General features: G+C 31.6%; 14 protein-coding genes. 8 read left to right on the top strand and 6 right to left on the bottom strand.

Annotated elements, in window-relative coordinates; translation table 11 throughout:
- Nucleotide 1: 1 nt before the first annotated feature.
- Complete coding sequence (locus tag DFQ10_RS11445) at nt 2–646, top strand: alpha/beta hydrolase (RefSeq protein WP_115817567.1); 645 nt, start codon at nt 2–4, stop codon at nt 644–646.
- On the opposite strand, the gene DFQ10_RS11450 is transcribed toward DFQ10_RS11445, so the two are convergent.
- Together DFQ10_RS11450 and DFQ10_RS11455 are read right to left on the bottom strand one after the other, a co-directional pair.
- Nucleotides 643–1,149 (bottom strand): hydrolase, encoded by a 507-nt coding sequence (locus DFQ10_RS11450; RefSeq protein ID WP_245940697.1) that lies wholly within the window; start codon nt 1,147–1,149, stop codon nt 643–645. The genes DFQ10_RS11445 and DFQ10_RS11450 overlap by 4 nt on opposite strands.
- A 2-nt stretch (nt 1,150–1,151) precedes the next feature.
- Nucleotides 1,152–1,913, bottom strand: coding sequence for an MBL fold metallo-hydrolase (locus DFQ10_RS11455; protein ID WP_115817568.1), 762 nt, complete (start codon nt 1,911–1,913; stop codon nt 1,152–1,154).
- 91 nt (nt 1,914–2,004) lie between these two features.
- Here DFQ10_RS11455 and DFQ10_RS11460 point away from each other — a divergent pair, with 91 nt between their 5' ends.
- Complete coding sequence (locus tag DFQ10_RS11460; RefSeq protein WP_115817569.1) at nt 2,005–3,459, top strand: TonB-dependent receptor; 1,455 nt, start codon at nt 2,005–2,007, stop codon at nt 3,457–3,459.
- Nucleotides 3,460–3,535: 76 nt separating this feature from the next.
- Here DFQ10_RS11460 and bcp read toward each other — a convergent pair whose 3' ends face one another.
- Nucleotides 3,536–3,991 carry a thioredoxin-dependent thiol peroxidase gene (gene bcp, locus DFQ10_RS11465; protein WP_115817570.1) on the bottom strand — a complete coding sequence of 152 codons (456 nt, stop codon included), beginning with the start codon at nt 3,989–3,991 and terminating at the stop codon, nt 3,536–3,538.
- 43 nt (nt 3,992–4,034) lie between these two features.
- Between bcp and DFQ10_RS11470 the strand changes: the two genes are divergently transcribed.
- Together DFQ10_RS11470 and DFQ10_RS11475 are read left to right on the top strand one after the other, a co-directional pair.
- Entirely contained in the window at nt 4,035–4,691 is a 657-nt protein-coding gene (locus DFQ10_RS11470; protein ID WP_115817571.1) for an endonuclease III domain-containing protein, read from the top strand.
- Nucleotides 4,692–4,736: 45 nt separating this feature from the next.
- Nucleotides 4,737–5,279 carry a hypothetical protein gene (locus tag DFQ10_RS11475; RefSeq protein ID WP_115817572.1) on the top strand — a complete coding sequence of 181 codons (543 nt, stop codon included), beginning with the start codon at nt 4,737–4,739 and terminating at the stop codon, nt 5,277–5,279.
- A 29-nt stretch (nt 5,280–5,308) separates the two neighbouring features.
- Here the strand turns inward: DFQ10_RS11475 and DFQ10_RS18590 are convergent, their stop codons facing one another.
- Both DFQ10_RS18590 and DFQ10_RS11480 read right to left on the bottom strand, forming a co-directional pair.
- On the bottom strand, nt 5,309–5,455 hold the full coding sequence (locus DFQ10_RS18590) for a hypothetical protein (protein ID WP_181897626.1): 147 nt from the start codon (nt 5,453–5,455) through the stop codon (nt 5,309–5,311).
- 57 nt (nt 5,456–5,512) lie between these two features.
- Nucleotides 5,513–6,097, bottom strand: a complete 585-nt coding sequence (locus tag DFQ10_RS11480) for an RNA polymerase sigma factor (protein WP_115817573.1) — start codon at nt 6,095–6,097, stop codon at nt 5,513–5,515.
- 238 nt (nt 6,098–6,335) lie between these two features.
- Between DFQ10_RS11480 and uvrA the strand changes: the two genes are divergently transcribed.
- Nucleotides 6,336–9,125 (top strand): excinuclease ABC subunit UvrA, encoded by a 2,790-nt coding sequence (uvrA, locus tag DFQ10_RS11485; RefSeq protein WP_115817574.1) that lies wholly within the window; start codon nt 6,336–6,338, stop codon nt 9,123–9,125.
- Nucleotide 9,126: 1 nt separating this feature from the next.
- Nucleotides 9,127–9,792: a hypothetical protein gene (locus tag DFQ10_RS11490; RefSeq protein ID WP_115817575.1), complete on the top strand. Its 666-nt coding sequence runs from the start codon at nt 9,127–9,129 to the stop codon at nt 9,790–9,792.
- Here DFQ10_RS11490 and DFQ10_RS11495 read toward each other — a convergent pair.
- Nucleotides 9,789–10,868 (bottom strand): DUF3667 domain-containing protein, encoded by a 1,080-nt coding sequence (locus DFQ10_RS11495; RefSeq protein WP_115817576.1) that lies wholly within the window; start codon nt 10,866–10,868, stop codon nt 9,789–9,791. The genes DFQ10_RS11490 and DFQ10_RS11495 overlap by 4 nt on opposite strands.
- Nucleotides 10,869–11,097: 229 nt before the next feature.
- On the opposite strand from DFQ10_RS11495, the gene DFQ10_RS11500 reads away from it, so the two are divergent.
- Entirely contained in the window at nt 11,098–11,781 is a 684-nt protein-coding gene (locus tag DFQ10_RS11500; protein ID WP_115817577.1) for a hypothetical protein, read from the top strand.
- A 210-nt stretch (nt 11,782–11,991) separates the two neighbouring features.
- Nucleotides 11,992–13,221: a hypothetical protein gene (locus tag DFQ10_RS11505; protein ID WP_115817578.1), complete on the top strand. Its 1,230-nt coding sequence runs from the start codon at nt 11,992–11,994 to the stop codon at nt 13,219–13,221.
- Nucleotides 13,222–13,225: the final 4 nt, after the last annotated feature.

A 13,225-nucleotide genomic window follows, 5' to 3' on the forward strand; every position in this document is an offset into this window, starting at 1 on the left:
CATGTCAAAACTACACTATATCACAAGACCTTCTTCTCTTAAAGAAAACGCACCACTTTTAATAATGTGCCATGGTTACGGCAGTGACGAAAATGATTTATTTTCTTTTGCTTCAGAATTACCAGAAGAATTAATGATTATTTCATTGAGAGCACCTTATGCCATGCAACCATACGGCAATGCTTGGTACGCTATTAATTTTGATGCTGATAAAGGTAAATGGAGTGATAATGAACAAGCCAAAGAATCAGTAGAAAAAATTGCTAAATTTATTGATTATGCTTGTAATACATATGCTGTAGATTCTAAAAATGTAACCTTATTGGGCTTTAGCCAAGGTACTATTTTAAGTTATGCTGTAGCATTAAACTATCCTGAAAAAGTAAAAAATATCATCGCTTTAAGTGGTTATATTAATGAAGATATTTTACCAGAAACTATAAAAGAAAGCGACGTAGCTCATCTTAACTTTTTCTGTTCACATGGATCTGTAGATCAAGTTATTCCTGTAGATTGGGCTAGAAAAGCACCAATATTTTTGGATGCTTTGCATATTAATAATGTGTATTCTGAATATCCTGTTGGCCATGGTGTTGCTCCTCAAAACTTTTATGATTTAAAAGCCTGGTTAGAAAAGCATATTTAATTGACTTTTGGATACATTAAATACTCAACCAATTTATATTTAAGATCATTATTTTCATCAATAGAATACGTTACAAAAATTTCACCCCAAAATTCACCATCTGTAAAATTGGCAATGATCCATTTATGATTTAGCACACGTATTTTATTAATTAACAATTTAGAATCCGTCATAGAAACATAAGGTACCATTGGGTGATCTTCTCCTTCATAATCATTCATATCATAGAGTCCTTCAACGATTGCTGGTATTAGTTGCTCCGTATCAAAGCCTTGAGCTTCAAAATAGGTTAATGCATCTTCATTACCTTCAATATTAAAATAACTTAATTCAAAATTTTGCTCTTCTAAAGTCTTAACGGTCTTTTCACTTTCAGAAAGTTTAGATTTTACTTTTACAATGTCTTCTTCATATTTATCAATAATGTTTTTTGAATTTACATATTGAAAAATGAGCAGTAAAACTGAAAAAATGAATAAGTACATTAAAATTTTATTCTTCATGTCTATATGGTAATTTGTAAGTTATCGTAAGCTAAAAAAACGTTTTCTGGCAATATTTGTTGTACGTCATCATGAAAACCTAAATAATGACTAACATGTGTTAAATAAGCACGTTTTGGTTTAACACGTTCAATTAATTCTAATGCTTCCTCTAAATTAAAATGTGAAATATGTGGTTTTATTCTCAATGCATTAACCACCAAAACATCTAAGTTTTTAAGTTTTTCAACCTCTTTATCTGCTATCGTTTTCATATCTGTTAAATATGCAAAATTATGAAATCGATAACCAAAAACCTGAAGTTTATAATGTAAGCCATCAATAGGAATAACATTTAGGTCGCCTACTAAAAAAGGTTTATTTTTCACTTCAATTTTAGCCACACTCGGAACACCAGGATATTTCTTCCCTGTAGTAAAAATGTAATCGAAACGTTTTTCTAATGACTTAAAAACACGCTGGTGTGCAAACAATGGAATATCACCTTGTCTAAAGAAAAATGGACGAATATCGTCTAATCCCATCGTATGATCTGCATGCTCGTGTGTAAAAATAATACCATCTATTTTTGAGACATTAGCCCTAAGCATTTGTTGTCTAAAATCTGGCCCACAATCCACTACAAATGTATAATCGTTCCACTCTAACAAAACCGAAACTCTTAAACGTTTGTCTTTAGAATTTTCGCTTAAGCAGACAGGGTGATCACTTCCTATAATGGGAATGCCTTGTGATGTTCCAGTACCTAAAAATGTAATTTTCAATCCTACCGTTGTTTAAAACAAAAATAAACTTATTTTTTTGTTTGCAACAGTAAAACTGTACCTTTGCGAAAACGATGTAAACCCAAATTCAATGAAGGACATAACGTACACAGGCGACTCAGATTTTGAAAATATTCCGTCTTTAAAAGACAAAGTCTTACGTATAAATCTGAATGCCGACATTTATGGTACCTTTTCTGAAATAGGTGCCGGACAAGAAACTGTACGTCAATTCTTTAGAGCTGGTGGTGCTTCTGGTACAATTGCTAAGGCCATGTCTGCTTATGATAAAGACTTTAGCGACGCTATTTATGGTATTGAAGATGATAAGCGTTATGTGACTGAAGCTAGGCTTCGTAAGATGTTAAATCACGAAGTTAATTTAATGGAAGAACGTATTACTAGAGATAAACATCCTAATAAGATATTTTTCTCTTATGCCAATACGGTTGCTACCATCGATTTTGCAAAAAAGTATAAAGGTCATGGTTGGGTTGGTATTAAATATCAAGTTGGACCTGGAGAGGATTATAATGATATTGTACTTCATATTCGTTTTAAAGAAACTGATGCACGTTTACAACAAGAAACACTGGGTAAATTAGGGACTAACTTAATTTACGGTGCTTTTTATAAATATAATCAACCACGTAAATTACTACGTTATTTATACGATCACTTAGACAAAGACCAATTAGAAATTGATACCATTAATTTTTCTGGTCCTGTTTTCAAAAATGTAGATAACCGTTTAATGAGCTTACAGCTGGTTAAAAATGGTATGACAGATGCCGTAATGTTTGCGCCAGATGGTAATAATGTATTACCTGCTCGTGTGCTGTACAAAAAGAACATCTTAACCTTAAGAGGTAGTTTTAGACCTGTTACTAAGGTAAATATGGACATGTTAGAGAAATCTCTAGAAATGTTTGTTAAAGAAAATAAAGTTGACAAAGAAAAAACACAGGTTGTTTTTGAAATCACATTATCTAATTTAAGAGCTGAAGGAAAAATTGATGAGCAAGATTTTATGGATCGTGCAAAACTCTTATGTTCTTTAGGCCAAACTGTATTGATTTCTAACTTCCAAGAATATTATAAATTGGTTGAGTATTTCTCTCAATACTCTAAAGCCAGAATGGGATTAGCCATGGGAGTTAATAATCTCGTTGATATTTTTGATGAGAAATATTACCGTCATTTAAGTGGTGGTATTTTAGAAGCCTTTGGTAAATTATTCTATAAAGATTTACGTGTTTACTTATACCCAATGCAAAATGATGATGGTAGCTTAACAACTAGCGAAAATCTTAAGGTACATCCACGTATGAAAGAACTTTACAAATTCTTTAAATACAATGGGAAGGTTGTAGACATTACAGATTTTGACACTTCTAATCTATCTGTATTCTCAAGAACTGTTCTTAAAATGATAGTAAATAACGAAAAAGGTTGGGAAGCAATGTTACCAGAAGGTGTTGCGAAATTAATTAAAGAAAAAAGTTTGTTTGGCTGCGAATCTGAAGAGATTTTGCACAAGAATTAAAACAAACACTTATTAATATAAAATGCGTATCAATTAAATTTTTGATACGCATTTTTAATTTCAATATAATAGAGATCTAAGCTTCCAATATTTGCTCAGCATGTGCCTTAGTCTTTACCTTAGTGATGACGTCTGTTAAAATCCCATTTTCATCAATTACAAAAGTGGTTCTATGTATACCATCGTATTCTTTTCCCATAAATTTCTTTGGTCCCCAAACTCCAAAAGCTTTAATAACAGCATGATCTTCGTCGGCTAATAAAGGATACTGAAATCCATATTTAGTTTTAAAATTAGACTGTCGCTTCGCACTATCAGCACTTACTCCTAAAATCTCATACCCTTGCGCCTTAAAACGTTCGTAATTATCATTTAGATTACAAGCTTCTGCAGTACAACCTGGAGTACTTGCTTTTGGATAAAAGAAAACTACTAATTTCTTGCCTTTATAATCCGATAAAGAAATTGTATTACCTTGTTCATCTAATGCCGAAAAATCTGGTGCCTTATCTCCTACTTTTAAGTGTGTCATATTATGTAAATTTGTATATTATGTCTAATCGTAAAAATACAAAATGACAAAACAAGAAAAAGTTAATTTCGTTATAAATACATTATATAAATTATATCCTGAGATTCCAATTCCATTAGACCATAAAGATCCCTATACTTTATTGATCGCAGTCTTAATGTCTGCTCAAAGTACAGATGTACGCGTCAACAAAATCACTCCCTTGTTATTTGAACGTGCAGACAATCCTTATGATATGATAAAATTGAGTGTAGAAGAAATTAGAGACATCATAAAACCTGTTGGCTTATCACCTATGAAAAGTAAAGGAATACATGGTTTATCACATATTTTAATTGATAAACACAATGGCAAAGTCCCTAGAACTTATGAGGAACTAGAAGAATTGCCTGCTGTGGGACACAAAACGGCTGCAGTAGTATTATCGCAAGCCTTTGGCATTCCTGCATTTCCTGTAGATACACATATTCATCGCTTAATGTATCGTTGGAATTTAACCAATGGAAAAAATGTAGTGCAGACAGAAAAAGATGCTAAACGTTTGTTTCCGGAAGAGCTTTGGAATGACCTTCACCTTCAAATTATTTGGTATGGAAGAGAATATTCACCTGCTCGCGGTTGGGATTTAGAGAAAGATATAATTACTAAAACTATTGGTAGAAAATCGGTTTTAGATGATTATTATAAGAAGAGTAAATAAGATATGTTGGTATAATTCTTGATGCTTAAACGGAAACCTCAATCAATGAAAAAACTAATCATTCTCTTATTAGCAATTGCAACAACATCTTGCATTCCTGTTAGTATTGCTCCTAAATTTAAGAATCAAGATTATAAAATAATGCTGGCAAAGAAGTTTCAGCGTAAAATGCCTAGAGAGATGTCTTTTATATTTAAAGATGCAAATGAGTTCTATCAATATATAAATAAAAAGTACCAATTAAATAATATAGACGTTGGTATTAATGTGCCTTTTCAAATTGATGGACAAACCTTGTATTTATCATATCGCGAAGCTGAACGAACAGACAAATCCATAAATCTTCCTTTGGTGGCAATTGATGCTAAAAGAGAAAGTAATGGCAATTCACCATTATTTGAAGACAATTATTCGAGTAGAACAGGTCATTGGTATATTATCCTAACTGTTTATGATGAAAACATTAAAAATTGTTTAAAGGATAATCATTCTTTAAAAGCTAAAACCATTCAATACTTAAAAAATTTAAAGCAAGAATATCTCACGACTCAAAATTATGAAGCGTTGTTGTTTACAAAAAAATCCTGATGCTTTCACATCAGGATTTTTTCTTAAAATTAATTTAGAAGCGCTTCAAACTTCAATTTATTATAATTTATAACACTTAAAGCCTTTGAGTAATTCAAAAGGAAACTTATCGTTTCATCTTTTGGGTTTAGGTTTTGCATTCTGTTTGGGGAAGCCGTAGAGTAAATTTTTGCCATTTTGACTATTTAAAAGTTTATATATAGCAAAAACGTAATATTATTTACTTTATTATATTAATTCGTTAAAATAATATTATTTTGTTCTATTACCTTACGCATATTAATAAGTGCATATCGCATTCTCCCTAGAGCAGTATTAATACTCACACCTGTACGCTCAGAGATTTCCTTAAAACTCATATCTTGATACATACGCATCAAAAGTACTTGTTTCTGATCTTCTGGAAGTTCTTCAATAATGCGTCTAACATCATTTTCAACTTGGTCTTTTATAATAGATTTTTCAGCATTTAAAGTAGAATCACTAAGCACAGAAAAAATACTAAACTCACCTGTATTATGAAATTTAGGCATACGCTTATTTTTTCTAAAATGGTCTATAACCAAATTATGAGCTATACGCATCACCCAAGGTAAAAATTTACCCTCTTCGTTGTATTTTCCTCGTTTAAGTGTTTTAATCACTTTAATAAAAGTATCCTGAAAAACGTCTTCAGTAACATCTCTATCATAAACTTTAGAATAAATAAAACTGTAAATTTTTTGCTTATGCCTTTCTATTAATATTGAAAGGGCTTGTTCGTTTCCGTTAATATAGTTACGAACCAACTCTGCGTCTTGGATAAGTTCTTTTTTCATAATAATTACTTTAAAGCTTAGTAGTTTCCTACTAAAGTTTGGGGTTAAAAGCTGATTTTTAAAGTAATATTATGCTATACGCAGTTGTTTTTTTGGATGAATATGTTTCAAATATAACAACAATCATTCCGAATAAACAAAAAATAGTACTAAAATTTAACATTTTGTCGGATAAAATGTTCCTTTAATAGATGAGATAGATACACTATCTTTGCAAACTATATATCGAAAAAAACCTATGAATACTACTGTTTTAGACGTTAGCCCAAAGGAAAACATCATTATAAAAGGTGCCAAATTGCACAATTTAAAAAATATAGATGTGGTTATTCCTAGAAATAAATTAGTGGTTATCACTGGTTTATCAGGTTCAGGGAAGTCGAGTTTAGCTTTCGATACCTTATATGCTGAAGGTCAAAGACGTTATGTAGAAAGCTTAAGTAGTTACGCACGTCAGTTCTTAGGTCGTTTAAACAAACCTAAAGTAGATTATATTAAAGGAATTGCTCCTGCTATTGCTATTGAGCAAAAGGTAAATTCAACAAATCCACGTTCTACAGTTGGTACAACAACAGAAATCTACGATTATCTAAAATTATTATTTGCTAGAATTGGAAAAACATATTCCCCTATTTCTGGAGAAGAAGTTAAAAAACACACCGTTTCTGATGTGATCAATTTTATTTCAAAATTTGAAGAAGGCACCAAATTATTACTATTAGCTCCAATTATATTAGAAGAAGGACGAACCATTGAAAACAAACTTCAAACGCTACAACAGCAAGGTTATGCTCGTATAAAAATAAAAGACGACGTTGTTAGAATTGATGATGCCTTAAAACAAAATATTAAATCTGATAAAAACCTCTTCTTAGTCGTAGATAGAATTGTATTTAAAAATGATGAAGATTTTTTAAATCGATTAGCAGATGCCGTTGGAACAGCATTTTACGAAGGTGTTGGCACCTGTATTATAGAATCACTTACAGATCAAAAACAAACCTTATTTAATAATAAGTTTGAATTAGATGGTATGTCGTTTTTAGAACCAAATGCACATTTATTCAGCTTTAATAATCCTTATGGAGCATGTCCAAAATGTGAAGGTTATGGTGATGTCATTGGTATTGATGATGATTTAGTGATTCCTAACACAGCATTATCGGTTTACGAAAACGCTATTTTTCCTTGGAAAGGAGACACTATGAGTTGGTACAAGGATCAATTAGTGAACAACTCACATCATTTCGATTTTCCTATACACAAACCTTATTTTCAATTAAGTGAAGCACAAAAAGCAGTCATTTGGAAAGGTAATAAATACTTTGAAGGCTTAAATGATTTCTTTGCGGAGCTAGAATCTAAGGCTTATAAAATTCAAAATCGCGTAATGTTATCGCGTTATCGTGGTAAAACAAAATGTAATGTTTGTAATGGCAAACGCCTACGTATAGAAGCCAGTTATGTAAAAATAAACGAGGCTACCATTACAGATTTGGTTGACTTACCTATAGATGAATTAACCGTATTTTTTGAAAAATTAAAGTTAAGCGAGAGTGATGCCAAAATCGCGAAACGCCTTTTAACAGAAATCAACACAAGACTAGGTTTTTTATCTAATGTTGGTTTAAATTATTTAACGCTTAACCGAAAATCAAACACGCTTTCCGGAGGTGAAAGTCAACGTATTAATTTAGCAACTTCTTTAGGTAGTAGCCTTGTTGGTTCTATGTATATTTTAGATGAACCTAGTATTGGTTTACATCCTAAGGATACCGAACGATTAATTGACGTTTTAAAATCATTACGAGATTTAGGAAACACGGTTATTGTAGTAGAACATGATGAGGACATTATGAAGGCGGCTGATTCTATTATTGATATTGGTCCAGAAGCAGGAACTTTTGGAGGTGAAGTGGTTGCCGTTGGTGATTTTAATGCCATTTTAAAATCTGATAGTTTAACGGCCAAATACCTCAACGGTCAACTAGAAATTGAAGTTCCTAAAAAACGAAGAACTTCAAAATATAGTGTTGAAGTTATTGGTGCTAGAGAAAATAACCTTAAAAATATAGATGTTACGTTTCCGTTAGAAATGCTTACAGTAATCACAGGAGTCTCAGGAAGTGGAAAGAGTACATTAGTTAAAAAGATTTTGTTTCCTGCAATACAAAAGAAATTAACCGGATTTAGTGATAAGATTGGTCAAGTTTCAGAAATTAAAGGTAACCACAGTAATATTCAGCATGTAGAATTTGTAGACCAGAATCCTATTGGTCGTTCTTCTCGTTCTAATCCTGTAACTTATATTAAAGCTTATGATGATATACGAGCCTTATTTGCGTCTCAAAAGTTAAGTAAAATTAGAAATTATGCAGCCAAACATTTTAGTTTTAATGTAGATGGTGGACGTTGTGAAACCTGTAAAGGAGAAGGTGAAGTTACCATTGAAATGCAATTTATGGCAGATGTGCATTTAACATGTGAAACTTGTGGTGGAAAACGTTTCAAAAAAGAAGTTTTAGAAGTTAAGTTTGAAGGTAAATCTATAGATGATATTTTAAATCTAACTATTGATGATGCTATCGACTTCTTCAATACGCATAAAGAAACTAAGATTAAAGGAAAGCTACAACCACTTCAAGATGTAGGATTGGGTTATGTTACTTTAGGACAGTCCTCTTCTACCCTTTCTGGTGGAGAAGCACAGCGTATAAAGCTTGCTACATTTTTAGGAAAAGGCAGTAAAAGTGATAACGCCCTTTTTATATTTGATGAACCTACAACAGGCCTTCATTTTCATGATATAAAGAAATTATTAAAATCTTTTCAGGCATTAATCGCTAAGGGTCATTCTATTATTGTTATTGAACATAATATCGATTTAATAAAATGTGCTGATTATATTATTGATTTAGGTCCTGAGGGCGGAAAACATGGAGGAAAACTTGTTGCTTCTGGAACACCTGAAGATATTGCTAAGAATAAGAATTCGGTTACCGGAAAATATCTTCAAGAGAAATTGTAAAATGAACCTACCTGAAGGATTTCATAACGAAATTATTGAGGCTAAAGAAAATAAGCTTTATACTGACGTTGATAATATAAAATCTAAAGTTGATACTTCTCCTTTAAATAGTGGAGGCGCAAGCTTCAAAACAAATGTGCTCATTAAAGAGTCGAGCTCAAAAATATTGTATAAACCTTCAATTGGTGCTGCAATTTTTGGTTTTATATTTTTAGCAATTGGATTAGGTGTGCTCTTTTTTGGTATTTATCCATTATTTGGAAATAATTTCAATTTTGCAGAAGTTGAATGGTTTTTACTCATATTCGGGTTAATTTTTGCAACTGCAGGTGGTTTTATGTATTATATGTTTTACATGCCACGCGTTTTCGATAAACAAATAGGCTATTATTATAAAGCTTATAAATTTAAAATACACAATAGTAATAAGAGCGCATCAAAATCTCAAATTCCCTTAAACTCTATTATAGCCATTCAACTCATTGGAGAACATGTAAAAAATGATAAAGGTTCTTATAAAAGTTTTGAACTCAACCTAGTGCTTAAAGATGGATCCCGAAAAAATGTAGTAGATCACGGCAACTTAAAATCAATTATTAGTGATGCTGAAATTTTGAGTGATTTTTTAGATGTTCCTATATGGCATGCTGGTTCGATAAAAGCTTAATAGTTCATAAAAGCAAATACTAAGATTGCGCAAGCCGTAAGGAAAACCACAGGAAAGAACAACATTGTTGACAGAAAAGTTTTGATAAAACTCCAAAACCATCCCTGATTATAAAAGCGTTTTATGGCTATAAAAAGGTATAAAAAACAAGATAACGCAATTAAAAAATCTATCCAATTTGATATTTCATATACTAAGTTAACACCAAAAATTATGGTCAAAACGGTAAAAACAAACGAAAAATAGTAAAAACTAAAGACTAAGTGATGTGCATATTGCCCTTTTCTAAAGTAGAACAGTTTAAGAATTAAAGCAAAAATTGGCAATACAAAAAACAAGGCTATAGGCACAGTATCATAAAATGCACCAATAACATTACCAGCATCTTTTGCTTTATAGAACTTAAGTACTTGAGTATATAGTTTTCGCATAAACCAACCATCATCCTCTTCTAATCCCATGGATGCATAAATTTCTTTATCAATAGCATTAACACTAAGTAAAGAATCTATTTCTGACTCATCAAAACCAAAAGATATATCATTTTTCTTAGGTAAATTATCTAGTTTTACTATTGAATCAATTTCTTTATCACTCATACCAGTAATAAACTTATTACTCCTAAGTGCACTTTCAATTTCTTTTCTATCTATAGAATCTTTAATGTGTCTTATAGAGTCTCTTTTTATGGTTTGAATAGAGTCTAAAACAACAGTACCATCTTTATCAAAAATTTCTTGAAAATTATTATTTAGAGTATCTACTTGCTCCCTTACGCTAAAAGAAAAAATAAAGAAGAACACTACTGAGATAAACAGATACATCTGAGCAGGATGCAAATACAATAAACGTTTTCCTTTAATAAATTCCTTAGCCAAATAACCTGGTCTAAAAAGTAGTGGAATAAAGCTTTTAAAAAACCGTGCATCAAATGAAAAGTAATTACTAATCGTATTGTAAAACAAAACACCTATGGTAAGCTCATCGTTTGTTTTTTGTCCACAATGCGGACAAAATTGAAAATCCTCATCATAAGGTTGCTCACAATTTTTACAATTCACTTGGTTGGTGCTCATAATTGATGGTTAGTCTGGTTTAAAAGTAATAAAAATTATACCATATGTCTTACAAAATGCATCAATGAGCTTCATATGTGATTACTACCAAGTAATCAAATTAATCATAAAAACATCTATATCAACCCTTTACAAACTTGGCACGTTAATTGAAAATATCAAACCAAGTAAGAAAGCCTAAAAGTCCTAAACGAGTTAGTGACAAGGCGAATCTAAAAACCTATAGATTATGAAAAGACAAGTACTTTTTATGGCAATGGTGTTAATAGGATTAACATCTGCCAAAGCAACAACAGCAGGAGATGCTGTTTTAAATGGGGAAGATTTAAACAAATCACGTAATCATTATGCACAACCTATTTTGTTTGTAGAACGCGGTGTAGAATTTTTAATCTTTGCAGATGGTAGTTTCGATTTTAATACCGAATTAAATTCTACAGTTCCTGATACTGATAATTATTATTACAGACGTTCAAACTCTAGAACAAGACGAAACACTAACAGAACTTATGGTGCACCAAGAACAACTTATAATTCTAATGATAGAGGTGTTTTAATAACACATGATAGCCAAGGACGTGTAAGACGAATAGGCAATGTTTTTATGAATTACGACAGACAAGGACGACTTAAGCGTGTTGGCTCAGTTTATATGAGCTATAGAAACGGACAGCTTGTACAAGTTGGTGGTTTACGAATTTTAACCAATAGACACGGAGATGTCATTGGCACAAGAGGTTTTGTTAACTATAATAATCAAAGTTGTGGTATTTGTGGTATATCTGGATGTTCTGTAGATCATTTTGATGATACAAATAATTATAATGATTGGGAAAGTGATGACCATAATGAAGATTACTATTATTATAGAAAAGACGGAAAAACCTTAAAGCAAAAGAAAATTAAAGATTAATATATCTAATAATGTTTTTAATCCATTAATTACCGTGTAATGGATTTTAAAAACCCTGAATGTTTCCCCAAACATTTCAGGGTTTTTTCTTATTAATTACAATTCAAAAGCAACCACAAATCAACCAAAACAACTCAAAATCAAATACTTAACTTTTTTGGCATGCTGTTTGTTTACTACTATATGAGTTTAATTTAAAACCCACTTATTATGAAAAGAATACTATATTTATTTGCAGCTTTAGTCGCTATAAGCACAACTGCATTCGCAACCAACACAACGACATCAGAAGCAGACGCTTCAATTAATAACTATGTGAGAGGTTATGGTAATTCTTTCATCTTTACTGAAGAAGGGATTGAGTTTTCTGTATTTGCAGATGGTCAGTTTGACTTTTACTTACCAAATTATGGTCCGGATGTAAGTGTAAATATTGATAGACCAGGATTCAGTTTAAGTTTTAACTCTGGTTACGATTATAATCCTTATGTACAATATGATAGCTTTGGGGCTATAATTCAAATTGAAAATACACCAATCTATTATGATTATTATGGACGAGTAAACCAAATTGGAAATATCTTCATTAACTATAATAGTTTTGGAAGAATAAATAGAGTTGGTGGATTAAATGTCTATTACAGAAACAATGCTTTCTGGAGATATGATGGGTTCATCAATAATTACAACAGAGCTTATGTTTACAGACCATGGCATAGGTTTTATGCTGCACCACATGTTGATTTTTGTATCGTTCATGTTAATCCATACAGACAACATTATGCACCTGTAAGACATATTTATTACAGACCTTACACTAATAATGTAAGACACTATAATATTGGAAGACGTGATAATGGTTATGCTATAAGAAAAACTACTTCTATTAGAAATAGAAGTTATGCTCAAACTCCAAGAAACAATACAGAACGCAGTATAAGAACTCGTGTACAACGTAATAATACAACAATTGCAACAACAAGAGCTACACGTTTAAGTGAAAGTAACTCAACAAGAGCAACACGTAGCGCAAACACAACGAGATCTAATTCAAGAAGTGGATCTAGTGAAGCAACATCAACACGTTCTAATACTAGAGCTTCAGTTCCAACAAGAACAACTAGAAATGAAAGTGCTACAACTACACGTTCTAACACCAGAGTTTCAACTCCTACCAGAACGACAAGAAAGAGTAATTCTATTTCTACAAGAAATAATAATGTGACCAGAACAAACAAATCTGTGTCTAATAACAAAACTACTTCTATAAGTAAGCCAAGAACGACAACAAATCGCTCAAGCAATACAACAAGGTCTCAAAATACGAGACAAGGAAGTACTATTAAAAGTAAATCATCGTCTGTAAAGGCAAGATCTAATACAAGCAGAACAAGCAACCAAAGTTCTACAAGATCTAGCTCAAGACGTACAAGAGGATAAAAAG

Source organism: Winogradskyella eximia (assembly GCF_003386165.1).
Taxonomy (GTDB): domain Bacteria; phylum Bacteroidota; class Bacteroidia; order Flavobacteriales; family Flavobacteriaceae; genus Winogradskyella; species Winogradskyella eximia.

Bases quoted from the DNA above. Each gene is read 5' to 3' on its own strand.
- DFQ10_RS11500 (WP_115817577.1), top strand. From the start codon at position 11,098: ATGAAAAGACAAGTACTTTTTATGGCAATGGTGTTAATAGGATTAACA.
- DFQ10_RS11470 (WP_115817571.1), top strand. From the start codon at position 4,035: ATGACAAAACAAGAAAAAGTTAATTTCGTTATAAATACATTATATAAA.
- DFQ10_RS11505 (WP_115817578.1), top strand. From the start codon at position 11,992: ATGAAAAGAATACTATATTTATTTGCAGCTTTAGTCGCTATAAGCACA.
- DFQ10_RS11490 (WP_115817575.1), top strand. From the start codon at position 9,127: ATGAACCTACCTGAAGGATTTCATAACGAAATTATTGAGGCTAAAGAA.
- DFQ10_RS11480 (WP_115817573.1), bottom strand. From the start codon at position 6,097: ATGAAAAAAGAACTTATCCAAGACGCAGAGTTGGTTCGTAACTATATT.
- bcp (WP_115817570.1), bottom strand. From the start codon at position 3,991: ATGACACACTTAAAAGTAGGAGATAAGGCACCAGATTTTTCGGCATTA.
- DFQ10_RS11460 (WP_115817569.1), top strand. From the start codon at position 2,005: ATGAAGGACATAACGTACACAGGCGACTCAGATTTTGAAAATATTCCG.
- DFQ10_RS11475 (WP_115817572.1), top strand. From the start codon at position 4,737: ATGAAAAAACTAATCATTCTCTTATTAGCAATTGCAACAACATCTTGC.
- DFQ10_RS11495 (WP_115817576.1), bottom strand. From the start codon at position 10,868: ATGAGCACCAACCAAGTGAATTGTAAAAATTGTGAGCAACCTTATGAT.
- DFQ10_RS11445 (WP_115817567.1), top strand. From the start codon at position 2: ATGTCAAAACTACACTATATCACAAGACCTTCTTCTCTTAAAGAAAAC.
- DFQ10_RS11450 (WP_245940697.1), bottom strand. From the start codon at position 1,149: ATGAAGAATAAAATTTTAATGTACTTATTCATTTTTTCAGTTTTACTG.
- DFQ10_RS18590 (WP_181897626.1), bottom strand. From the start codon at position 5,455: ATGGCAAAAATTTACTCTACGGCTTCCCCAAACAGAATGCAAAACCTA.
- uvrA (WP_115817574.1), top strand. From the start codon at position 6,336: ATGAATACTACTGTTTTAGACGTTAGCCCAAAGGAAAACATCATTATA.